At 56.4% G+C, this 24,173-nt stretch carries 17 protein-coding genes and 1 tRNA gene; 15 read left to right on the forward strand and 3 right to left on the reverse strand.

All coding sequences use genetic code 11. From position 1 onward, the window contains the following. Window positions 1-2: 2 nt before the first annotated feature. A complete protein-coding gene (locus tag MWU53_RS00655; protein WP_247089287.1) occupies window positions 3-1,226 on the forward strand; it encodes an HlyD family efflux transporter periplasmic adaptor subunit in 1,224 nt (407 codons plus the stop codon). A 2-nt stretch (window positions 1,227-1,228) separates the two neighbouring features. Here MWU53_RS00655 and MWU53_RS00660 read toward each other — a convergent pair whose 3' ends face one another. After that, entirely contained in the window at window positions 1,229-3,232 is a 2,004-nt protein-coding gene (locus tag MWU53_RS00660) for a hydantoinase/oxoprolinase family protein (RefSeq protein WP_247089289.1), read from the reverse strand. Between the two features lie 317 nt (window positions 3,233-3,549). Between MWU53_RS00660 and MWU53_RS00665 the strand changes: the two genes are divergently transcribed. Next, window positions 3,550-5,520, forward strand: a complete 1,971-nt coding sequence (locus MWU53_RS00665; protein ID WP_247089291.1) for an AAA family ATPase — start codon at window positions 3,550-3,552, stop codon at window positions 5,518-5,520. Window positions 5,521-5,583: 63 nt separating this feature from the next. Beyond that, window positions 5,584-6,558: a hexose kinase gene (locus MWU53_RS00670; protein ID WP_247089293.1), complete on the forward strand. Its 975-nt coding sequence runs from the start codon at window positions 5,584-5,586 to the stop codon at window positions 6,556-6,558. A gap of 25 nt (window positions 6,559-6,583) precedes the next feature. Here MWU53_RS00670 and MWU53_RS00675 read toward each other — a convergent pair whose 3' ends face one another. Both MWU53_RS00675 and MWU53_RS00680 read right to left on the reverse strand, forming a co-directional pair. Continuing rightward, window positions 6,584-8,551: a DEAD/DEAH box helicase gene (locus tag MWU53_RS00675; RefSeq protein ID WP_247089295.1), complete on the reverse strand. Its 1,968-nt coding sequence runs from the start codon at window positions 8,549-8,551 to the stop codon at window positions 6,584-6,586. Window positions 8,552-8,755: 204 nt separating this feature from the next. Beyond that, on the reverse strand, window positions 8,756-10,645 hold the full coding sequence (locus MWU53_RS00680; RefSeq protein WP_247089297.1) for a cation:proton antiporter: 1,890 nt from the start codon (window positions 10,643-10,645) through the stop codon (window positions 8,756-8,758). A 191-nt stretch (window positions 10,646-10,836) separates the two neighbouring features. On the opposite strand from MWU53_RS00680, the gene MWU53_RS00685 reads away from it, so the two are divergent. From MWU53_RS00685 to MWU53_RS00740, 12 genes are all read left to right on the forward strand, one after another. Then, a tRNA-Ser gene (locus MWU53_RS00685) sits at window positions 10,837-10,926 on the forward strand. Window positions 10,927-11,077: 151 nt separating this feature from the next. Then, window positions 11,078-12,262: a site-specific integrase gene (locus tag MWU53_RS00690; RefSeq protein WP_247089299.1), complete on the forward strand. Its 1,185-nt coding sequence runs from the start codon at window positions 11,078-11,080 to the stop codon at window positions 12,260-12,262. Then, window positions 12,246-13,118: a hypothetical protein gene (locus MWU53_RS00695; protein WP_247089300.1), complete on the forward strand. Its 873-nt coding sequence runs from the start codon at window positions 12,246-12,248 to the stop codon at window positions 13,116-13,118. The genes MWU53_RS00690 and MWU53_RS00695 overlap by 17 nt, the downstream gene beginning before the upstream one ends. A 116-nt stretch (window positions 13,119-13,234) precedes the next feature. Beyond that, window positions 13,235-13,444, forward strand: coding sequence for a helix-turn-helix domain-containing protein (locus MWU53_RS00700; RefSeq protein WP_247089301.1), 210 nt, complete (start codon window positions 13,235-13,237; stop codon window positions 13,442-13,444). Continuing rightward, window positions 13,444-13,863, forward strand: coding sequence for a hypothetical protein (locus tag MWU53_RS00705; RefSeq protein WP_247089302.1), 420 nt, complete (start codon window positions 13,444-13,446; stop codon window positions 13,861-13,863). The genes MWU53_RS00700 and MWU53_RS00705 overlap by 1 nt, the downstream gene beginning before the upstream one ends. Window positions 13,864-14,032: 169 nt before the next feature. Beyond that, a complete protein-coding gene (locus MWU53_RS00710; RefSeq protein ID WP_247089303.1) occupies window positions 14,033-14,941 on the forward strand; it encodes a site-specific integrase in 909 nt (302 codons plus the stop codon). 209 nt (window positions 14,942-15,150) lie between these two features. Then, complete coding sequence (locus MWU53_RS00715) at window positions 15,151-16,707, forward strand: type I restriction-modification system subunit M (protein WP_247089305.1); 1,557 nt, start codon at window positions 15,151-15,153, stop codon at window positions 16,705-16,707. Next, entirely contained in the window at window positions 16,704-17,873 is a 1,170-nt protein-coding gene (locus MWU53_RS00720) for a restriction endonuclease subunit S (RefSeq protein WP_247089307.1), read from the forward strand. Before MWU53_RS00715 ends, MWU53_RS00720 begins: the two co-directional genes overlap by 4 nt. Before the next feature lie 6 nt (window positions 17,874-17,879). Next, window positions 17,880-18,566: an abortive infection family protein gene (locus MWU53_RS00725; protein WP_247089309.1), complete on the forward strand. Its 687-nt coding sequence runs from the start codon at window positions 17,880-17,882 to the stop codon at window positions 18,564-18,566. Further along, window positions 18,563-21,433, forward strand: coding sequence for a type I restriction endonuclease subunit R (locus MWU53_RS00730; protein ID WP_247089311.1), 2,871 nt, complete (start codon window positions 18,563-18,565; stop codon window positions 21,431-21,433). Before MWU53_RS00725 ends, MWU53_RS00730 begins: the two co-directional genes overlap by 4 nt. Before the next feature lie 534 nt (window positions 21,434-21,967). Next, window positions 21,968-22,204 carry an AlpA family phage regulatory protein gene (locus tag MWU53_RS00735; RefSeq protein ID WP_247089312.1) on the forward strand — a complete coding sequence of 79 codons (237 nt, stop codon included), beginning with the start codon at window positions 21,968-21,970 and terminating at the stop codon, window positions 22,202-22,204. A gap of 117 nt (window positions 22,205-22,321) precedes the next feature. Then, on the forward strand, window positions 22,322-24,118 hold the full coding sequence (locus MWU53_RS00740; RefSeq protein WP_247089314.1) for a DUF927 domain-containing protein: 1,797 nt from the start codon (window positions 22,322-22,324) through the stop codon (window positions 24,116-24,118). Window positions 24,119-24,173: the final 55 nt, after the last annotated feature.

Raw genomic sequence — 24,173 nt, forward strand, 5'->3', positions numbered from 1 at the left:
GCATGCAAAAAAAAGCGAAACTCTCTCGAAATGTACTGATCTTTGCGGTCGTCGCTTTTGTCGGCGCTGCAATCATTGCACTTCTCATGCCAAAACCAATCCCTGTGGACTTCGGCACCGTGCTGCGGGGCCCGATGGAGGTCACGATTGTAGAAGAGGGGCGCACAAGCGTTCGAGAAACCTATATTGTCTCGACGCCCGTTGCCGGCAGGTTGCTGCGCGTACAGGTTCATACCGGTGATGCGGTCGTAAGCGGAGAAACTGTGGTCGCGCGGATGCTTCCCATCAACCCGGCTGTCTTGGACAGTCGCACACGCGAACAAGCCGTGGCTGCGGTCGGGGCGGCAACCGCCGCTGTGCAACTGGCCCGCGCAAATCTGGACGCGGCCCTTGCCAATGAGGAATTGGCGAACTCGGAAGTCGAGCGATCCCGCGCGCTCTATAACAGCGGCATCGCAAGCAAAGCCACGCTGGACCGCGCAGAAAGCGCGTGGCGGGCCAGCCGGGCCAGCCGCGCCACGGCAGAGGCCTCGATCGCGATGCGCGAAGCAGAGCTGGCAAATGCGCAGGCCATTCTTGTGGGACAAGATGACCTTGGCTTTACAGGCACCGACAGCAGCGCGCTGGAAATCCCGCTTCTGTCACCGATTGACGGTCGTATCCTGCAGGTCTTCCAAGAAAGCGAAACGGTGCTGCCTGCTGGTGCACCCATTATGGAAATCGGCGATATCACTGCGGATCTGGAAGTCATCGTCAACCTGATCTCGTCAGATGCGGTTCGGGTCTCGGTCGGGGATATGGTGATCCTGCGCGATTGGGGGCAGGACAATGAACTGAGCGGCGTTGTCACACGGGTTGATCCGTTCGGGGTCACCAAAGCGTCGGCGCTGGGGATCGAGGAACAGCGTGTGCGGGTCGAGATCGAAATCCAAAGCCCGCCGAAAGATCGCGCGGGGCTGGGGCATGGCTATCGGCTAGAGGCTGCCATTGTCGTGTGGCAGGCCGAGGATGTTTTGTCGGTGCCGACCAGCGCGCTGTTCCGCACCAATGGGGATTGGTCGGTGTTCAAAGTGACTGACGGCGTGGCCGCGCTGACCCGTGTCGACATCGCCAACAGCAACGGGGTGTTCACCGAAGTAAGTAACGGGCTGGCCGAAGGCGACACCGTGATCCTGTACCCTTCCGCGTTGGTCGAGGACGGCAGCAAGGTCGAAAGCAGGCAATAGGTCTATCCCACCGCAACCCGCGGTCGACCGCTTGCCTCGACCATAATGGTGCCTTCGACAAACACGTTCTGCCCCTCGATCTGGGCGGAGCGGACGTCGCGTTCGGTGACAAAGTGGATATCCGTTGCACCCGCGGTTCTTGCCGCATCCCGCGAAACTTCGCGTAGGTGCTTTTCCAATGCCGTCATGGCCAGTTCGGCGTCCTGATAATCCTCGGGTCCAGTTTCCAGATGCACGCGGAATTTCCCCTCGGCGGGCGAGGTCACGGTACCCGAGCGGCGGAAGGTCACACGGCCGACAACGGCCCCCACGGCATTGGCGACGCCCGCATGTTCGGGCAGCCGCATCTTGCAGTGCAACCGCTCGCCAACAGCAGGGTAATAGCTTGGCGCGGATGCCCCCAGACCCACGACTTCGACGTTCAACGCGGCATCCAGTGCCAGCAAACCACGGTGATTGGTAAGCGCGCGCTGAGTTAGCACGTGACGCGCCAAAGTTTGGGGCGGCAGTCCGAAATCCTCGGCTTCTTCGGCAAAGGCGGTCTCCAACAGGGTCAGCGCGGTCTGTTCGGTCATCTGGTCGATGATCTTCTGCGCCATCTCCTCTGGCGACGATGCCAACCGCGCGCCGTTGCCGCTGCGTTTGCGGGAAAACAGCTCGAGCCCTTTCAACGCAGCCTCGGTGTCCCATGCATCCAGCCGGCCCAGCACGTGGCTGGCATCGGACGGCGTTACGCCCGAGACCTGAACGATGCCGCGATCAATCAGCCGGGTCAGCGCGCTGGTTTCCAGACGGGATTGCAGAAGCTTGTTCAGGGGCAGGACAGCGTCGCCAAGGCGTGCCAGCAGGGTTTCTGCCCGCGCGTCGATCCCGTCGGTCGGGACGTTCGGCACACGGCGCGCGAAGCGGGCATCATGTTCCCCCGGAGCCGTCGTGCGCAATTGTTCGTCTAGTGCGGCGTGGACCGCCTCGGGCGCTTCCGCTGCTATCAACGACACGGGAAGCACACGGCGCGGGCCCAAGGTGACGCCGCCCGTCAGGCCTTCACTGACGGGATGGACCTGACTATCACCGCCCAGCCCGTGGGTGCGCATGGCGACGGCCTCAACCATGGTTCGGAAACCTCCGACTTGGGCGCCAGCGGGATCGATCATCGGCTTGCCATCGCGGATCACGGCGATGTCTGTTGTGGTGCCCCCAATGTCCGAGACCAGCGCATTGTCCACATTGGTCAGCCAGCGCGCGCCTACGATCGAGGCGGCGGGACCGCTGAGGATGGTTTCAATTGGACGTTCGCGGGCTTGCTCGGCGCTCATCAACGCGCCGTCGCCCCGGACGACCATCATGGGCGCGTCGATGCCGATGTCGCGCAGAGCGTCCTGAGCGCGGCCAATCAGTCGGTCGATCATCCCGATCAAACGCGCATTCAGAACCGCCGTCACGGCGCGCTTTGGGCCGTTCAGCTTGGATGACAGCTGGTGAGAGCAGGTCACGGGCGCGCCGGTAACCTCGGTAATGATCCGCGCGACTTCAAGCTCATGCGCGGGGTTGCGGGTGGCGAATTGCGCGGCAACCGCATAGCCCGAGATGCCGTGATGCGTCGTCAGAAACGCCCTGAGCGCGTCAAGATCCAATGCGGCAGCCTCTCCGCCTGCATGGTTGTGCCCGCCGGGGATCACCAGCGCGGGATCGCCTTTCAGGGCGTCATGCAAACCATGCTTGCCAAGGTCACTTTCGCGAAAGCCAATATAGATCAGCGCGACGCGCCCGCCTTGTCCCTCGACCAAAGCGTTCGTCGCGAGGGTTGTGGACAGCGACGCCATCGCAACATCAGCAGGCGCAACAGCGGCCTTTTCCAGCACGGCCTGGATGGCTTTTCCCACGCCAATCGCCAGATCCGTGCGGGTGGTCAGCGATTTTGCGCTGGCGATGACTTCTGCCTCGTCCCGGATCAATACCGCATCGGTATAGGTTCCGCCCGTATCGACACCCAAAGACAATACCATTCCTGCGCCCTCACTCTAGTCGCCCCAACCCGGCATTGTCGGGGACATCGCTGGGCTTACAGAGCCTTAACCCACGACCGTTGCAAGCGAAAGAGCGGCACATACTTGACGTTTTCAGCATATGGTTTCCACTTTTTGTAAGCATTTTGCGGTTATGCATCGTGGGTAGTGCGGACATTTTGTCAGCTTGAAGACCTTTAAAGATGGCGCATTCTTCTTACGAGCGGGTTGGGATGTTGAGCAGGAGTTGGAATGTGCGGTTCGGTGATCGCACTCTGAAACTCTCGCGGCAGCCAGATCACAAAAGAGGGTGGAACATGACAACATTTGGGGCTGACACCACGCAGGCGCTGGTCAAACATCACGAGCTTCCGTCTTGGTTTGAAGAGTTCATCTCGGCCGTCACTTATGCCGACCACATCATTCTGTCTGGCAACATCCGTGACCTTTATCCATCCTTCACAGGAAGGGGTGAGCCGTTCACAGATTTTGACGAGACGCTGTGGGATCTGCTGCGTTCTCAGGGCTTTGGGGCGCTTCTGCACCTTGACCCAGTATCAGGTCTGACGATCCACCGGGCCAAGACCGAGGCAGAAGCAGCATCCCTGAGAGAGACAGAACTGTTTCAGAAGAGACAAGATGCAACGACGCGCGATATTCGGGAAATACATGCCGCAGTAGCGGATTTTAAGGCATTTCCGATCGCGCTGTTGCTTGACTATGCTTCGCATCTCCGCACCCATGATGAAGTCGCGTATGACGATTGCATGGTGGCCATCGACCGTAAGTCGCGCGAGTGTAGGCAGGCCAGCGCAGGAGAGCGGCTCAATCCCACCATTTGGATCGCAGATCATCTGGCAGATCTACCTGACTGGTTTGTGCTGCAAAATGCGTCGGTTCGCGAAATTCAGCTCGAACGTCCAAACCTCGAAGACCGCTATTATTACGGCCGGTACCTCGCCGAAATAGAGGGCTGGATTGACGCAGATCTGACGCCTGAACAGGACAGGCTGCTACAGCAGTTTTCCTTCGAGTGCGACGGAGGCCCACTTCGGGCGATGCAATGCATCGGAAAGGTGGCCAAGGAAGAAGGGTTCAACCTGTCCCACATCTCGGACGCGGTCAGGGTGTTTAGAACGGGTGCCAGAAGAAATCCCTGGGCCTCGCCGGTGTTGCGCGAACGGATGAAACGCGCACACGAGATATTGGAAAACCGCATCAAAGGGCAACCGCACGCGTTGGAACGGACGCTGGATATTCTGGCGCGCTCTGTTCTTGGGCTGTCGGGCGCACAGTCAGGATCGATGCACACGCGCCCCCGCGGCGCGCTTTTCCTTGTTGGTCCCACGGGTGTTGGCAAAACCGAACTGGCCAAGGCGATTACCGAACTTCTGTTTGGCGACGAAACGGCCTGCCACCGATTTGATATGTCCGAGTTCATGGAGGAAAGCTCGGTCGCAAGGTTGATCGGCGCGCCGCCCGGACATCATGATCACGAAAAGGGCGGGCAGCTGATCAATGCCGCGAACCGGCGCCCCTTCAGTGTCTTCTTGTTCGACGAGGTCGAGAAAGCCCACCCGCGTGTTCTGGATCTTTTTCTTCAGATCCTTGATGAGGGACGCCTTGCCGATGCGCGCGGGGCCACTGCCTATTTTTCCGAGGCACTGATTATTTTCACCTCAAACATCGGCATCGTACAGGGATCGCGTGCGACCAATATGGGCATGAATGTCCTGCCGTCGGATTCCTATTCTAAGCTGTCTGCGAAGATCTCAAGAGCGGTCGAAGAGCACTTTAGAAACGACTTGAAACGCCCCGAGCTTTTGAACCGTATCGGCCAGAACGTCGTAGCATTCGATTTTCTGAAACCCGCCGGGATGGCCGCCATTTTCGATGCGATCCTGGACAGGGTTCTTAAAACGGTCGCGCAAGAACACGGCGTGGGAATCACGTTAAGCGACCTTGCCTATTCCAAACTGAAACAGGTGTGCACGCAGGATTATTTCTATGGTGGTCGTGGCATTGCCAACAGGATCGAGGCGCATTTCATCAACCCGTTGGCCCGCCAGTTCTTTCTAACCGGAATTGAAACCAGTGTGCAGATTGTCGATGTCCATATCGCCGAGGACAAGACGACACTGCAGACCGAGAGGGACGCATCCTCTGCGGTTGCCAACAACACCCGGCTTTTTCCGCCTCAAAGTTCACGCTTTCGATTGAGCCGATCACGACTTAGACGACCGGCAGAGCTTCATATTGATCAGCACAGAAAGAATGATGCCGAATAAGCTTGCTGTTCTTGCGGGTGCTCGGGGCGGAATTGAGGTAAACTACTCATCGCGCCCAAACTGATGCTGGTGAATGCGAATATGCCTGTTCCTTGTAAGATCCTGACCATCACGCTCAAGCCCGCGGTTGATTATGCAACCTCGACGGAACATGTCTCTGCGGGGAGAAAGCTTTATTGTAGTGCGCCACGCATTGATCCCGGGGGGGGCGGCGTGAATGTTGCCCGGGCGATCCAAAAGCTGGGCGGCCACGCCACGGCATTTGTCGCCGCAGGCGGGTCCATGGGGGAACTTCTGTTAGAGTTGCTTGCGAATGAGAACGTGCCGGTTGTCGCGTGCCGTATCGCCGGAGAAACCGGCTATAGTCTGGCCGTCACCGATGAGGAAACGCAAAAGCAGTATCGATTTTCGCTGCCGGGTCCGCTGATGGATGCTGATGAAGGCCAGATGCTGCTCGGGCAGATCGCGCGTGTGGTGCCGGTGAACGGGGTTGTGGTTCTGAGCGGCGGGATGGCGGCGGGCCTTGCAGATGATTTTACGCAAGAGGTGCAGAAGGTAATCCAACGTCACAACACGCGTCTTATCGTCGACACGTCCAAGGCCCCGCTTCAGCGCATGATCGATAATCCGCACGCCGCCGTGGATGTATTGCGGCTGGATAGAAGCGAGATCGAGACGGCGTTCGGCACATCGTTGCAGTCAATCGCCGATAATCTGTATTTTTCTGAAGAGCTTGTTCGCCGCGGTGTCGCAAAAACTGTTGTGGCAGGACACGGCTCAGAAGGCTCGTGCATGGTGGCTGGGGATAAGAAGTTCTTCTGTCACGCGCCCAAAGTTCCAGAGCGCAGTAAAGTCGGCGCAGGTGATGCGTTGGTCGGCTCTTTCACATTATCGCTTTCTCGTGGCGATCCACCCGAGAAAGCGTTGCAATGGGGGGTGGCGGCCGCTGCTGCGACCGTCAGCACCGAAGGAACGGCGCTGTGTGATCGTACCGCGACCGAAGCCCTGTTAACGCGCTGCCGGCTGGAAAGTTTCTAGGACCGTCCAGCCCGATCAGCCTGAATCACTTCCGACGTTTCGGAGCTTCATTGCCACTGCGCTTCTCTGCGGCGCGGGCGCGGTTTTTCTTGCTGCTCGCCTTGCCCTTGGGCGGCGGGGGGCCTTTGGGGCCGTCCGTGCGTGATTTAGGCTTTCCACGGTCGGGCGCGCCAGACTCCTTCTTCGGTTTGCCCTTGTATTTGGTCTCGGACGAACGCCGGGGTGCCGCGGCGGCATGCGCGCCATCGTCGGTGTCCCGTTTCTTCGGACCCTTGCTGTACGGCTTGCGATCTTCTGGTTTTGGCTTGCGGCGCTTGGGTGCGGGATCGTCATTCCAATCAACCGGGGGCGTGTTGCCCTTGCGGTGACGCGGTTTTCCCGAGAAATCACGATCACGCTTTGGCCGCTTGAACTCTGGCACATCAGGTGCGCCCTCAAGCCGTACGATTTCTTTCGTTTTCTCGATCCGCATGTTTGGACCGATGGCAGATACGAACCCGTCGACAGCTTGCTCGCGAATTTCGATATACGACTGGTCGTCCGCAATACGAATGGCGCCGATATCGTCCTTGGTGATGTCGCCTGCCTTGCAGATCATCGGCAGCAGGAAACGCGGCGAGGCGTTCTGATTGCGTCCTTCTGATACCGAGAACCAGACGCTGGGGCCAAACGGCGCCTTGGGCGTCCGTTTCTGATCCGTGACCTCTTGCAACTCTTCGGGGGCCGAGTGGCGCGTTTTGTACTGTCGCAAATAGGCCGCAGCCAGCTGCTCGGGCGAGAATTTTTCAACAAGCTGCGCTACGGCGGTCTGTTCGCTGTCGGCGATTTCAACCGTCCAGTCCTCCGAGGCCACCATACGCTCTTCGTCACGGCCATTCACTGCGTCGGCCGACGGGGCAGGGCCCCATTCCGCATTCAGCTTGGCAAATTTCAAAATACGTTCGGCCTTTTTGCGCGACGCCGGCACGACGACCAACGCACTGACACCCTTGCGGCCAGCCCGACCGGTCCGGCCCGAGCGGTGCAGAAGCGTTTCGTGGCTGCTGGGCAGTTCGGCATGAACCACGAGGTCCAGATTGGGAAGGTCAATGCCGCGTGCGGCCACATCGGTGGCCACGCAGACGCGAGCGCGCCCGTCGCGCATCGCCTGAAGCGCGTTGGAGCGTTCGCTTTGGGTCAGTTCACCCGACAGCGCCACAACCGAGAAACCCCGGTTCGACAAGCGTGCAGTCAAGCGCGACACCATCGCGCGGGTATTGCAGAACACAATGGAATTCGGCGCTTCGTAATAGCGCAACACGTTGATGATCGCGTTCTCGCCGTCTCGGCCAGCGACCGTCATGGCGCGGTATTCGATATCGCTGTGCTGTTTCTTCTCGCCTACGGTCGACACGCGTTCCGCGTCGCGCTGATAGCTTTTGGCCAGCTTGGTAATGGCGTTGGGAACCGTGGCAGAGAACAACAGCGTCTGACGTTCAGACGGTGTTTCTTCCAGAATGAACTCGAGATCCTCGCGGAAGCCCAGATCCAGCATCTCGTCCGCTTCGTCCAGAACAACCGCACGGATCTGGGTCAGGTCGATCGAGCCGCGCATGATGTGGTCGCGCAAACGTCCCGGTGTAGCGACAACCACATGTGCGCCACGCGCCAAGGCACGGCGTTCGTCGCGCATATCCATGCCACCTACGCAGGATGCCAGATAGGCACCCGCATCTGCATACAGCCAACCCAGTTCGCGCTTCACCTGCATCGCCAGTTCACGTGTCGGGGCGATGACCAAAGCAAGCGGCGCACCCGCCGAGCCGAATGTGTCGTCTTCCCCAAGCAAGGTTGGCGCGATGGCCAGCCCGAACCCAATCGTCTTGCCCGATCCGGTTTGGGCCGACACCAGCAGGTCACGCCCGTCCAAATCCGGATTGGTGACCGCCTGTTGAACGGGGGTCAAAGTATCATAGCCCTTGCGGGCAAGCGCATCTGCGATGGTTTTTTTCACGAGTAAGGTTCTTTGTATGTCCTGGCTGGCGCAAACCGGATGCCTGTGCCTTGTCCTAGGTTAAGGGTGCCCTCTATCGGGTGACGAGGAGTTTGTATAGGTGTAGCGGGCTTATGTTACAGGAACAGGCGCTGCAATACGACCAAACAGCTGTGTCGCCGTCATTCCCCAAGGAAATAACCCCGAAAAGGCGTCTTGGCCGGACTACTCGGCAGGTTGGTCAGACTTGACGTCTTGCATCCGCCCGCGAAGCTGCTCTTGCCATTCCTCCATCATCTCGTCGACGCGCGCCATGTAGGCCTCGTTTTCCAACGGAGGGATGCTGATGTCGTAAAGCCCGGCCAAATCCAGCATCGCCTCGCGGTCGGCGGCCTCGAACTCTTCCAGCAACTTCTCAGCTTGTGTGCGGGTATGCCCAAGCGCTTCGAAGGCCGAGCGGCTGGCCCTGATCGAGCTGTCATAGGTTTCGCGGATGATGTCACGGCAGCCGACAGACCACAGGTCATAGACGTGGTTGCGGTCGATGGCGCGGGCGACCAGATGCACATGCGGGTGATGTTCGACCATGTAGCGGACCAGCTGGGTGATCGCCTCTTTGTCATCAATGGCGATGACCAGAACCTTGGCTTCATCAATGCCTGCTGCATGCAGAAGGTCGGGGCGAGTGGCGTCTCCGAAATGGACGCTGATGTGGAAGCGGCGCAGCATTTCCAGCTGCTCGGACGAGTAATCCAGCACGGTCGTGTCATAGCCCGCCCCCCGCAGCGCGCGGTTCACAATTCCGCCGAACCGACCGTGGCCTGCGATGATGATGGGGGCCTCGCCCTCGATCTCGTCCGCCTCGCGCTCTTCTTGCGCGCTGTATTTCGGCGCGATGACGCGGTCATAGAGAATGAACAGGGCAGGGGTCAGCAGCATCGACAGCGCAACGACCAGTAGCAGAAGGTCTGCGATGTCCTGCGGGATCACCGAATTTGCGACGGTGAAGGACAGAAGCACGAAGCCAAACTCGCCCGCTTGCGCCAGACCAAGGCCAAACAGCCACTTGTCGCCGCCTTGCAGGTTGAAGGCCCGCCCCAGCACCAAAAGGATCGCGGATTTCAGCAGGATCAGTCCAAGAGTCAGCCCGACGATCAGGCCGAGATTGCTGCCCAGCAGGCCAAAGTTGATCCCGGCACCTACGGTGATGAAGAACACGCCCAGGAAGATGCCCTTGAACGGGTCGATGTCGCTTTCCAGCTCGTGCCGGTATTCGCTGCCCGCCATGACGACGCCTGCTAGGAAGGTTCCCAGCGCAGGAGAGAGGCCCACCAGCGTCATCAAAAGGGCAATGCCCAACACCATCATCAACGCGGTCGTCACGAAAAGCTCGCGTAGCCGCGCTTTGGCTACGAAACGAAAGATCGGGGTGGTCAGATAGGTGCCAATGAAGATGACACCGGCTATCGCGCCCAGCGTGACCAGCGCAGTCTGCCAGCCGCTCAGCCCGTCAACGAGGCTCAGGTTCAGCCCGCCGCCATGGCTGTCATCGTGGCCACCGCTGTGATCGGCACCGTGTGACAGTGCGTCGGCCAGCTCGGGCATCGCCAGCAGTGGGATCAGCGCCAGCATGGGAATCACCGCGATATCCTGCATCAACAGGACCGAGAAGCTCGCTTGCCCCCCGTCCGAGCGCAGAAGCCCCTTTTCCCGTAGGGTCTGGTTCACGATCGCGGTCGAGGACAGCGCCAACACCAGCCCGATCGCCAATCCGACCGTCATTGGCAGCCCGAAGGCCAGACACACCGCCAACACCGCACCTGTCGTGATCCCGACCTGAAGCCCGCCCAGAACGAAAATGCGGCTACGCATCTCCCACAGGGATTTGGGGTTCATCTCAAGCCCGACGATGAACAGCATCATCACCACGCCGAACTCGGCAAAATGTTGAAGCGCAATAACGTCCGCGCCCGCCCAATGCAGGATCGGACTGATCGCGATGCCCGCCACCAAATAGCCCAGCACGGATCCCAGCCCGAAGCGCGACGCGATGGGAACCGCAATCACTCCGGCCAGAAACAAAGTGAATGTGATCAGCATGAATTCAGCGGTCATGGCGCCCTCGCAATCGGTAACTTGGTTAATATATGCCCTGTTCGCGGTGGGCGGTGCCTTTAGAAAAGCCTTCCAGGCCTAGTAGGTCAAGCAAGGGGCGCCAGGGCGGGCGCAGTGGTCGAACGGAAAACCGATCGAAAAAGCGTTTTTGACCCTTGCCCCTGCGCGGCGACAAAGCTAAACGGGTCGACGGAGACGTGGCCGAGTGGTCGAAGGCGCTCCCCTGCTAAGGGAGTAGGCGGGAAACCGTCTCGAGGGTTCGAATCCCTTCGTCTCCGCCACCATGCCATTACTTTTAGTTTGAGTGGGTCGCCTTGGGCGGCCCTTTTTCTTTGTTTTGCTGGTCGAAAGGCGCTCTAGCGATTGTCTTGAGTTTTCTTCGGTTTCGTCTATATTCGTTCCTTGAGTGGTATGAAATGTGGTACTTAATAGATGGCCCTATCAGGCAAACTGACAAAGAAGCTGGTCGAGAACCTAGGCGCTGGGCGTCATGGTGATGGGAACGGGTTGTATCTGGTGGTTGATCCGTCTGGGGCGCGACGCTGGATCGTGCGCGTTGTTGTCAAAGGGGCAAAGAACAAGAAGGGCACACCATTGCGCACTGATTTCGGGTTGGGCGGTGCAGATATTGTCACAATCAACCAAGCGCGTGAAAGGGCGTTGGAATATCGCCGGATGGCCAAGCAAGGCCTCAACCCGCGTTTCAATGCCCAACGGGAAATCCCGACGTTCGAAGAATTTGCACAGCAGGTCCATATTGAGCGGATGCCGACTTGGAAGAACGCCAAGCATGGCCAGCAATGGATCAACACCTTGCGCGACTATGCCTTTCCCAAGATCGGGCGAATGCCGCTGGATAGCATTGATCAGCCCGAAGTGATGATGTGCCTGTCGCCCATCTGGACGGAAAAGCACGAAACTGCCAAACGGCTCGCCCAACGGATCAAGACGATTCTGGACGTGGCGAAGTCAAAGGGCTTCCGGTCTGGTGAGAATCCTGTGGCTGGGATTAAGGATGCGGGTGCGCTGCCCAAGGTGAAGGCCAAGCCCAAACACCACAAGGCAATGCGCTGGCAGGACGTGCCTGCCTTCTACGCGGACTTGAAGGGACGGAGCGCAATGTCTGCCAATGCACTGCGCTTCACCTGCCTGACCGGATCGCGGACCAGCGAAGTCTTAGGGATGCGTTGGGAAGAGATCGACTTTGACGCGCGGCTGTGGACCTGCCCCGACGAGCGGATGAAGACGGGGGAAGATCACCGCGTTCCCCTGACGGACGAAATGCTGGCAATTATCGAGCCACTCAAGGGACTGAAATCCGACTTCGTGTTCGAGGGCCAGAAACGCCACAAACCGCTTTCCAATATGTCCATGCTGATGCTGTTGCGCCGGATGAATGTTGAGGGGATCACGGTACACGGGTTCCGGTCCACTTTCCGCGATTGGGCGTCCGAAGTGACAAGCGCCCCACGCGAGATTGCCGAAATGAGCTTGTCGCACAGGGTCGGGTCAAACGTCGAGCGCGCCTATGCGCGGTCGGATTTATTGGACAAGCGCCGGAGCCTTATGGACCGTTGGTCGGGTTTTGTATGCGGTAATGGTGAAAATATTGATTGAGCGGTCTACAGTCCTTGAGATTATTGACTACAAGAGTTTCCCTCAACCACTTGGCGTTGGTGCCGTTGGCATGGTTTTTGGGAAAGTATCGAACGGTTTGACAGTCAATTTCTTCTCTGAATTGATCTATCCATTCCATCTTGATGCAGATGGCAAGCCATCCATCAGTTCCCAATTTGCTCTAAACGCCATTCGATATAGTGCGACATCAGAAGTTCTTGTCGCGGTCCAATACTTGCAAGGTCACGGCTGGTTTGAGAGCGACGTCGAGTTCTTCATATCTGGCGAAGACCCATTCGATGAGCTTCAGGCGAGAGGATGGAAAAGTGAGAGAGGTTCCAGTGACGATTGGGGTGTTGCTGAGCGGGTCGATATGGCGTTCTATTTGGAAGACGTCGTCGGAGAGCTAGAGCTGAATGGCAACGAGTTCTCAAAAGAGTGGTACTATGCAAAGATCTCTCACCTCTATTTTAGCGATGTGGAAGTGCCCGATGTTGCCATGACGATGGGGGTTTTGCTCGCTCAACTTTGGTGGAGGGCAGACGTCGGAGATGTCGCAGAGCGGGGGCAGGCAAACTCTGCGGCGCTGCAAAAGGCCAACTCTGCTAGGAAAAAGCATTCCAAGGCCCAATCGGAGGGCAAAAACAAAGTAATTTCTGAGTATTGGTTTGAAGCCCGGGCGGAGCTAGGAAACGAAGTAATGCGGCGCGATAGCAATGCTGCTCAGGCAATCTATGCGATAGCAATGCGAAAGCGACCCAAACAACTCTTGATCAAAGCAACTGGCGAAGTGATCGGCGTTGAAGCGATACGAAAGCGAGTTTCTGCGCTTAGGAAGCTAGAAAAAATCGGATAGATTGGCGATTTTTCCCAATTTGGGAAGAACCGCCGATGGCTCTCAGTCAATTGGGTGCGGCGAACGAAAATGCCCATTACTAAACAACAGCAAGAAGTTGTTGGGAGAAATGGAGCATGGCAGACCTATTCGAGCAAAACCGAAACTACGTTCTTGGCGACGAAGAACTCAACCTCATAGGCGACCGCGAGAAGCTGGCGCAATGGCGGCACAAGGGCGTCGGGCCAGCGTTCTACAAACTCGGTCGCAAGATCATCTATCGCGGAGCAGATTTGAACGCGTGGGCCGATGCCCAGCGCGTCGATCCGAGTGAAGGGCGCACCTAGTGTCGCGGCGTTTCAAGACGCGTCGTATCAAAGCCAACAAAGCCTATAGAATTGATGAACTGGCGGATACCGCTGACGTTGTGCCTGCGACTGTCCGACAATGGCTCAAGGCCGGTATGGAGCGGCTCGATGGCAACCGCCCGACATTCATCATGGGATTTCAGGCGCTCGCCTTTCTGGATGCGCGCAAGGCTAAGGCAAGCCGCCCGCTGGGGTTAGGAGAGTTCTATTGCTTCCGCTGCAAAGCCCAAAGAAACGCGCTGGGCGCAATGGCGGACTATGTGCCCACGAGTACCACCGGCGGTCGTCTAAAGGCATTGTGTTCCGTCTGTGAGTGCCAATGCAATCGCAATGTCAGTGCCCGTGACATGCCAGCCATTCGCAAAGTTCTCGACGTGGTGAGCAGGGACAGTTGGTGACCCTAAAGGAACCCCTCGACCCCCTCTTAAACCCATACTTCGGAAAGGACGCTGAGTCATGCGGAAATACAATGCAGAAAACGAGCGATTGAAGCGGCGATATGAGCAGTATCTGCGCGAAGCCAAGGGGCAGGACGACAAGTCCATTGACAAGATGCGCGCGGCTTTGGTGAAATTTGAAGAGAGCACCAAGTACAAAGCGTTCAAGGCGTTCCGAGTCGATCAGGCGCGTCAATTCAAGGATGCCTTGAGCCGCGCTAGGACCGTCCAAGGTAAGCCGCTGGCCCTGACAACGATTGATGCAACGCTGCGATTGGTAAAAGGGTTCTTTCATTGGCTGGCGGGCCAGCAAGGTTTCAAAAAGGTGGTGACCTATTCCGAGGTCGAATACTTCAACAACAACCGCAACGATGCCCGTGCGGCCCACGCCCAGTGCACCGTTCAATATCCGTCAACAAAAGCCACGCATCATGCATTTCAAGGAATGGCAGATCGAACCGAGCTGGAACGGCGCAACAAAGCTATGTTTGCGTTTCTGGTGCTTACAGGGGCGCGGATCGGGGCCGTGTCTTCATTGCGCCTCAAACATATCAATCTCGTGGACGGATTCGTCTTTCAGGATGGACGAGATGTTCGCACGAAAGCTGGCAAGACTTTCACCACATGGTTCTTCCCAATGCACCCCGACTATCTGGCATGTTTCACCAAATGGGTGAATTTCCTGCGCGATGAAAAGATGTTCGGTCCCGAAGACGCTCTTTTCCCTCGCCCAGAACGGAGGTTGGTGAACGGCAAGTTCGTCTTCGATACCGTCTCACGCGAAATCTATGCCAACGGCTCCATCGTCAATAAGGTGTTCAAGGCGGCCTTCGCACAAGTCCAGATGCACCCCTACGGCGCGCACAGCATCCGCAAGACCCTTGTGCAAGAGATGAACGACCGCGACCTGACACTTGCCGAACAAAAGGCATGGTCGCAGAACTTGGGGCACGAGAATTTTGTGACGACGGTTTCAAGTTACTTGCCCGTCTCAGATCAACAACAAGGCGCGTTGATCAAGCGGCTTGAAGTGGCTTGAGGCGCCTCCCCCCCGCTTCATCTTTGCGTGGACATAACCCAGAGGCCCTCAACAAAGGACCGTGCGTGATAACCTGGATCTAAACATGGGGTGAGGGTGTGGTGCAGATTTTCGTGCCGACGCAGGTTGTGAGCGTATCGGGCCACCATGCGCCCTTCCAAATGCTGCGCAAATCCTTCATCAATTGACAAAAAGTTGGGAAGACCGAAATGACGGAAGAACAAAAAAAGAAACTGGAACAAAAGCTTTGGGATATTGCAAACACCCTGCGCGGCAAAATGAATGCGGATGAATTTCGGGACTACATTCTTGGGTTCATCTTCTACAAGTACTTGTCTGAGCGGCTCTATATTTACGCCAACTCGATCCTGACAGCGGACGGGATCGACTTTGCCGAAGTTCAGGAAACCACCGAGGACGGTAAGGCAATCCTAGATGCCGTCGCGGAAGCCGCGATTGATGAGCTTGGCTATTTCCTCAAACCTTCGGAACTCTTTGGCGCTATCGCCAAGCGAGGCAGCAAGCCGGGCAACTTCATCATCGAGGACCTTGCCCGTATTCTCAACAACATCGAACGCTCGACCATGGGCACGGAGTCCGAGGATGACTTTGACGATCTGTTCTCGGACATGGACCTTACGAGTAACAAACTGGGCCGCACCGAAGAGGCCAAGAATACCCTGATCGCCAAGGTCCTGACCCACCTTGATGAAATTGACTTTGAGCTGGAAAAGGCCGACAGCGACGTTCTGGGTGATGCCTATGAATACCTGATCGGGCAATTTGCCAGCGGCGCGGGCAAGAAGGCGGGGGAGTTCTACACGCCGCAAGAGGTCAGCACCATTCTGGCGCGCATCGTCACCACCGGCAAAACGCGGATCAAGAATGTCTATGACCCCACCTGCGGTTCTGGCTCGCTTCTGTTGCGCGTCGCCAAAGAGGTCGAGGTGGGCGATTACAACGGGCAGGAAATGAACCGCACCACCTATAACCTCGCGCGGATGAACATGATCTTGCACGGGGTGCATTACCGCAACTTTGACCTCAAACAGGAAGACACGCTCGAGCACCCGCAACACGTCGATAAACGGTTTGAGGCCGTTGTGGCCAACCCGCCGTTTTCGGCCAAATGGTCCGCCAATCCGCTGTTGCTGAATGATGATCGCTATAGCCAGTATGGCCGTCTTGCCCCTTCCTCCAAGGCCGACTTTGCCTTTGTCCAACACATGCTGCACCAGCTGCATGAAAACGGCACCATGGCGGTGATCCTGCCCCACGGCGTGCTGTTTCGCGGCGCGGCCGAGGGGCATATCCGCGAGTATATCATCAAGGAACGCAACTGGCTGGACGCGGTGATCGGCCTGCCTGCGAATATCTTTTACGGCACGTCGATCCCCACCTGTATTCTGGTGTTCAAGAAATGCCGCGAACACCCCGAGGATATCCTGTTCGTCGATGCCTCCACCTGTTTTGAAAAGGCCAAGAACCAGAACACCCTGCGCCCAGAGGATATCGCCAAGATCGTCGACACCTATCAGGGCAGGGTGGTCGAGGATAAATTCTCACACCGCGCCAAACTGTCTGAGGTGGCCGAGAACGATTATAACCTCAACATCCCGCGCTATGTGGACACCTTTGAAGAGGAAGAGCCGATTGATCTGGCCGAAGTCGCGCGAGAGCTGAAAGCAGGTGCCGCAGGCATGGCCGATCTGGATGCGCAGATCAAAGGGTTTTGCGATGAGCTTGGCATCGAGGCGCCGCTATGAGTGTCACGGATACAGCGGGTGGGGCGAAGCGCGTTCCAGCGCTGAGGTTTCATGAGTTTGAAGGGGAGTGGGCTAGTATCAAAGCCGGCGATGCTTTCCGCAATAGCAGAGCAAAAGGGGAAGCAGGGTTGTCACTCTACTCTGTTACCATGGACCGCGGTCTTGTACCTCGCGACACTCTCGAAAAACACATGCACGGCAATGCAGCGGATGAGACAAACCTGAGAGCTCAAAAGGGTGACATCGTCTATAATATGATGCGGATGTGGCAGGGCGCTGCGGGCATCTCTGAGTTGGAGTGTATGGTTAGTCCTGCGTATGTGGTGTTGACGCCTAAGGAAGAGACCTCTTCTGATTTCTTCAATTATCGCATTGAAAACGCTCGGATGTTATATTTTCTTTGGGCGTACTCTCATGGTCTCACAAGTGACCGCTTGCGTCTCTATTATGCCGATTTCGCAAGAATACCGATGCGACAACCCTCACTCCCTGAACAAAAGAAAATCGCGGCGTTTTTGGGGGTGGTGGATGCGAAAATCGCGGGGTTGAAAGCGCGGCAAGAGGGGCTGGAGCGCTATAAACGCGGGTTGATGCAAGCCCTCTTCAGCCAACGCCTCCGCTTCACCAAACCAGACGGCACCGCCTTTCCCGATTGGGAAGAGAAACGGTTGGGGGAGGTTGCGGCTATATTGAAAGGCAAACAACTCAACCGTGATGATATGCTGGAAGAGGCGTCTGTTCCTGTGATCAATGGCGGTATTACGCCCTCTGGTTTTACAGATGAGGCTAATACCGACGGGGACAAGATCACCATAAGTGAAGGTGGCAATTCTTGTGGGTTTGTCGGGTTTCAAGAACACCCTTTTTGGTGCGGCGGGCATTGTTACTCTGTAGAGCCTAAAGGAGAGGAAATATTAAATTCGTTTTTGTTCCAGGCTCTAAAGTGTTCTCAAGACTCAATCATGCGCCTACGGGTGGGATCTGGGCTGCCAAATATTCAGAAAGGTGATCTGTCAAAGCTGCCAATTTGCTTTCCAAGTTTTGACGAACAACAAAGGGTCGCTGACGCCCTCCAAGCCATGGACGCGAAAATCGCGGCTGTGGCGGGGCAGGTGGCGAAGATGGAAGAGTTTAAAAAAGGTCTGCTGCAGCAGATGTTTGTGTGATTTACGATGCAAAGATTGAAATCAATTATTGAAGAAAACAAAGCCGCATTTCCTGCTTTTGAATACTACATCCCAATTATCGAGAAAGCTGAACGTTTTGAGGCTTCGCGCCCAGACACGGCGATTGATTGCTGCAATGCGTTGTTTCAGGGCATCTCCAAGTCAATCATCTTGGCTCTTGATAACCATGCGACCAGCGAAGAGCTAGATGCAAGAAATGAAGGTAAGACAAACAAGTTAGTTAAGCGTGCCTGCGAATGCCTGAAACAGAATAACGATATCTACGAAGATGATTTCGTGAGAAAAGCGTCTGCAATGGCCGATGGAATTTCGTTCTTGCGAAATGCTCGTGGTGACATAAGCCATGGACGTGCAGTGCCAAAACGACTTCAGTCTCACCAGAACCTCGCGGTTTCATGTAACGAAGTGTCAGGAAGTTTGCTGAGCTACATGCTGTCGAGCTTTTTTGCGATGAAGCTTGATGCTTCGGAAGAAGATATACAACCTGAGCCAAGTTTGGAGATTGATATTGAGTACGACCAAAATCCAGACTTCAACGATTATCTTGATGAACTGCACCCTTTGCCGGGAAAGATGCTTTACAGCGAGGCTTTGTTCCAGACCTACCTCGAAGAGTACCAAATTCAGCTCGATGACTATCGCGACATGATTGAAGAGGGTGAGGACGCATGAGGTATCAATCCGAAGCGCAATTGGAAGACGGGCTTGTCAAACGTCTGATCGGGCTCGGCTATGCGCCAGTGACGCTCCCGGATATGGCGGCGATGCGGGAAAATCTGCGGGTGCAGCTGGGCAAACACAATGGCGTGACGCTCTCGGATAGTGAATTTGCCAAGGTGATCAACCATCTCGACAAGGGCAATGTGTTTGACAAGGCCAAGACATTGCGCGGGCGGATGCAGCTGACCCGTGATGACGGCACGCCGCTTTATCTGCGGTTTATGAACACGCAGGAATGGTGCCAGAACGAATATCAGGTCACGACGCAGGTCACCGTGACGGGGCATCACAAAACACGGTTTGACGTGACGCTGTTGGTCAACGGCTTGCCCTTGGTTCAGATCGAGCTGAAACGGCGCGGGATGGAGCTTAAAGAAGCGTTCAACCAGATCAACCGCTATCAGCGCCACAGCTATTGGGCCGAAAGTGGTTTGTTCCAATACGTGCAGTTGTTTGTGATCAGTAATGGGGTGAACACCAAATACTACGCCAACAACCGCAATCAGGATTTCAAACAGACGTTTTTCTGGGCGGAGGAGGACAACGAGCTGGTCACACAGCTGGATGCCTTTGCAGATGCATTCCTCGAAAAATGTCACGTCAGCAAGATGATCAGCAAATACATCGTGCTGCACGAAAGCGATAAAATCTTGATGGTGCTGCGCCCATATCAATACTACGCGGTCGAGGCGATTGACGCGCGGGTGAAGGCAGGGCGCAAGAACGGTTATATCTGGCACACGACGGGGTCGGGCAAGACGCTGACCAGTTTCAAGGCCGCGCAAGTGCTGATCGAGAACCCCAAGGTGGATAAGGTCGTGTTTGTCGTGGATCGCGCCGATCTGGATTACCAGACGACCAAAGAGTTCAATCACTTCTCGGATGGATCTGTGGATGGCACCGACAATACCAAGGCGTTGGTGGGGCAGCTGGGCGGTGAAACTAAGCTAATCGTAACGACGATCCAAAAGCTGAACACGGCGATCAGTCGGGATCGCTATGATAGCGCGCTGGGCGACGTGAAGGATCAGCGTGTGGTGTTCATCTTTGACGAATGCCACCGCTCTCAGTTCGGTGAAACGCACAAGCGGATCGTTGAGTCTTTCAGCAAGGCGCAGATGTTCGGGTTTACGGGCACGCCGATCTTTGCGGACAACGCGGTGGGTAAGCGTACGACCAAAGATTTGTTTGCCGAAAGCCTACACAAGTACGTCATCACCGATGCGATTGCAGATGAAAACGTGCTGCGGTTTTCGGTCGAGTATTGGGGAAAGTTGAAGCGCAAGGATGGGAGCCTGATCGACGAAGAGGTCCCAGCTATCAACGTGCGCGAGTTCTATGACAGCCCCGACCGGATCGAAGGTGTGGTTGACTGGATCATCCAGAACCACGACCGCAAAACGCACAACAAGCAATTCAGCGCGATGTTGTGTGTGAGTTCCGTGGATGCGTTGATCGCATACTATGAAACATTTAAACGCAAGAAAGACGCAGGCGAGCACCACCTGCGGGTTGCCACGATCTTTACCTATGGCCCGAACGAAGCAGACCCCGATGCGGACGGGTTGATTGGCGACCCTGATTTGAACGTGGCTGATCTGCCTGTCGATGTTCACAAACGCGACCGCTTGGAGTCTTTCGTCGCGGACTACAACGCGATGTATCAAACCAAGGAAACGGTAAAGGACAGTGCGGGGTTCTACACCTACTACAATCACCTAAGCAAACGCCTGAAAGACCGTGACCGCAAAGATGCGTTGGACAAGGATCGGTTGGACATCTTGCTGGTGGTCAACATGTTCCTGACTGGATTTGACGCCAAGAAGCTGAACACGCTCTACGTGGATAAGAACCTGAAATACCACGGGTTGATCCAAGCGTTCTCGCGGACCAATCGGATTTTGGGGCAGGTGAAATCGCAGGGTAACATCGTCTGTTTCCGAAATCTCAAGCCCAAGACAGACGAAGCAATCACGCTGTTCTCTAACAAGGACGCAATCGAAACCATATTAATGGCCCCCTATGGTGAGCACGTCGGCCAGTTCAATGCGGCTGTAGATGTGTTGAGAGATATCGCGGCAGATCCAGATAGCGTAAACGATTTGAAGTCTGAGGAGGATCAACTTGCTTTTGTGCAAGCATTCCGTGACCTGATCCGACTGCGAAATGTGCTAACCAGCTTTACGGAATTTGACCCCGCTGATCTCGCCTTAGGCCTTCAAGAGTTTGAGGACTACAAGAGCAAGTATCTGGACATTCATGATAAAACCAAAGCCGACAAAGCAGACGACGCAGCATCCATCATCGACGAAGTGGATTTCGAGCTTGAATTGATCCAGCGGGACGAAATCAACGTCGCTTATATCTTGGCGCTATTGGCAGAGGCCTATGAGGATCAAGGCAGCCTCGATCCGAAAATTCGAGACGCGTCGCAGGCCAAGAAGAAAATGGTTCAGGATTTGCTGGGGTCGGAGCGGCATTTGCGCAGCAAGCGTGAATTGATCGAGAAATTCATCGAAGAGCACATGGGCGCAATGGCGCCGGGTCAATCCGTCACCGACGCTTTTAGCGGCTTTTGGGACAAGGAAAAGTCGAAAGCCATTGCTGAGATTTGTGTGACGGAAAAACTTGATCCTGAGGCGTTTAAGGGGATGATCGAGAAATATCACTTTTCGGGTAAGAAGCCTCTGCAAGGGGAAATTGTGAGCGCGCTGGAAGTGAAGCCAAAGATTTTGGAGCGCAAGAGCATTGTCGAGCGGATCAGGGCAAGGCTGCTAAAGTTGGTTGCGACCTTTGATGAGGGCTTGGGCGGGCTGTAGCGTTGTAAGTGAGTGCTAACCACTTGGAGCAGTTTTGAGAAGCCGAGGTGGTACTTTTTGTGGTATGAATTTCAATCTGTTATTTTTAGTTGCAATATTTCATATGTTTAAGGCATTAGTTTTACGGACTTCGTCTCCGCCACCAGCTCATTTAAGCTATTGATTTTAAATGATGATGAGTGGCGTGGTGATTTCTTTCCACCATCCTTACCACCATAGATCAATTCTATTGAATGCAACGAAAAGCGACGAAATGCTGTTTCGGAGATCACTAGATTAAGGTGGTTCTCATTATGCTGGGCTTTTCAGCTCTTCCGACGATCGTTCGTCTCGGTTGCGAGGTCGGGCGTCATCCGATCACGAACTATGGAAAACACCGAATTCGCTCAGAATTCTCTCGAATTCTCAGGAAATTCGCCAAAATTTATGCTATAAGCCAACTACACATCAACGTGCACCTGAATAGCTCTGCCGGACGAGAAGAACTCTCTGCGGCAGGCTCTATTCGTATGTCTAAATAGGAGATCATCGACAGTGACTGCCCCCGCAAATACCCTCTACCTTTCTGTTGACCAGGTTGCGCATCGTTTCGGCGTATCCAAGGACTCGATTTGGCGTTGGAAGCGCAAGGGGGACTTCCCGGCCCCGGTCAAATTGGGCGGGACAACTACACGGTGGCGTCTTGCAGATATCGAAGAGTGGGAAGGCCAGCTCGCCTGTGGTCTTGTCGCCTTCCTCGAGTTTCAGCCGGACGCCTTGATGGCAGGCTGACTGCTTCCCCGTATTCAAATTGATTCAGCGTTCCTGCTTCGGGGGAGCGCAATGCCCCTCGGCGGTGCGGAACTCTTCGCTCCGGTCGCTATTCCTATGCTTACAAATGAGACTGAAATGACTGATCAGACCATCACCACCCGTCCCGGCTCCGACATCAAAAACGTCGTGTCCTTTCCCGTGAATGCCAGTTCGTTAGCAAGTGCTGCGCCGCGCGCAATTATGGAGCCGATTCCTGACGGCATGCCCAGTGACTATTCGTTGAATGCCGACGGCATCTACCAGCTGCGGCTAGGCGAGGACGACGACCTTGTGTCGGTGCGGATCTGCTCGCCTCTGATCGTGAAAGGAATGTGCCGCTGGCCAAAAGGCGGCGGCTGGGGGCGTGTCGTGGCGGTTGAGGATCCGGATGGGAATTGGAATGAGGTGATCCTTGAGGCTCGGGACGTCTCGAAGAAAACCGCCGCAGCACTGAATCCCTTGTTCGATCGTGGGTTGGAGCTGGCGCCGATTGAGAAGGCAGCGCAGAGAGTGGCGGAACTGGTCGCGACCTGGAGGCCACAGGCGCGGTATCTGCGCTCGGATCGGCTTGGATGGGCCGACAAGAGCTTCAGCGCCTTCACACTGGGAGATGGTCGTGTGCTCGGCGAGGGGCTGGTGGTAACTGATGCGGTCTCGGATGATGTCGCCGCCGCGATGCATACAAGGGGTAGCATGGAGAGCTGGCGTAAGGCTGTGGCAGAGCCCTGCGTCGGCAACCCTCTGATGATCCTCGCTCTGTCACATGCGTTCACCGGGCCGCTCCTGTCGGTCCTGGGACGCGATGGCGGAGGGTTTCATCTGCGCGGCGTCTCGTCGCGTGGCAAGTCCACTCTGTTGGGTGTTGCGGCCTCGGTCTGGGGAGCGCCCTCCTACATGCAGAGCTGGCGCGGGACGGACAACGGAATCGAAGGGATCGCTGCAGCTTGCAACGACAGCCTGCTGGTGCTCGACGAGCTCCACCAGGTAGACCCGAGCGTAGCCGGGGAGATCGTCTACATGCTGGCGAATGGCCGCGGGAAGATGCGTTCGAGCTCGAACGGTAGAACCCAGCGCACGCTGCGCTGGACGGTTCCTGTGCTGTCCAGCGGTGAACTCTCCCTGGAGGAACACATGGCGAGCGGCGGCCGCACCATGTATGCCGGGCAGGACATCCGGCTGATCGACCTTGCCGCTGATGTCCGCCTTCATGGAGCCTTCGACTGTCTGCATGGGGAATCTGATGGCCGGGCGTTCGCTGAGCGGATCAAGCAGGCCGGGCAGGAGAACTACGGCGTGGCCGGACCGGCATTTGTCGAGAGGCTCATGAAGAACCCGGACAAGCTGGAAGGCTTCAGCAGCGTTGTGAGTGGCTACTGTCGCATGTGGAATCAGAACGTAGATCTTCCGCCCGATGGCCAGGTCCAGCGCGTAATGGTTCGTTTCGCTCTTGCTGCGGTCGCTGGTGAGACGGCGACGAGATTTGGGCTCACCGGCTGGCCTCGCGGCGCGGCGCAGTCGGCTGCGTTCGAGCTGTTCCGGAGCTGGCTCGATGCACGCGATGGGGCCACCCGTGCTGAGATCAACGTGGCGGTTGAGCGGACCCAATCCTATGTATTGAAGAACCTCGAGCGCTTTGCGGTGGTCGACACTGGAAACGGTGATCCTATTGACGGCTGGCGGGATGAGGGCTGGTTCTACATCACTCCTGAGTGCTGGCGTCGGATACATCAGAGCGACGATGCGGTCGAAATCGCGCGCATCCACAAAGCCGCTGGTCATCTCAAGACCCAGAAGGGCGATGGGTTACAGTTCAAGCTGGGTCGCGCGGTTCCGGGAAGGCCGAACGTCTACGCGGTTCGTGCTTCCGCACTCGTTGGTGTTGTCCCCAACTGACGGAGATGCCGGGGGCAGATGCGCAGCTTTTTTGGTTGCGCACCTGATATGACTT

Source organism: Aliiroseovarius sp. S1123, assembly GCF_023015885.1.
In the GTDB taxonomy this organism is placed as follows: domain Bacteria; phylum Pseudomonadota; class Alphaproteobacteria; order Rhodobacterales; family Rhodobacteraceae; genus Aliiroseovarius.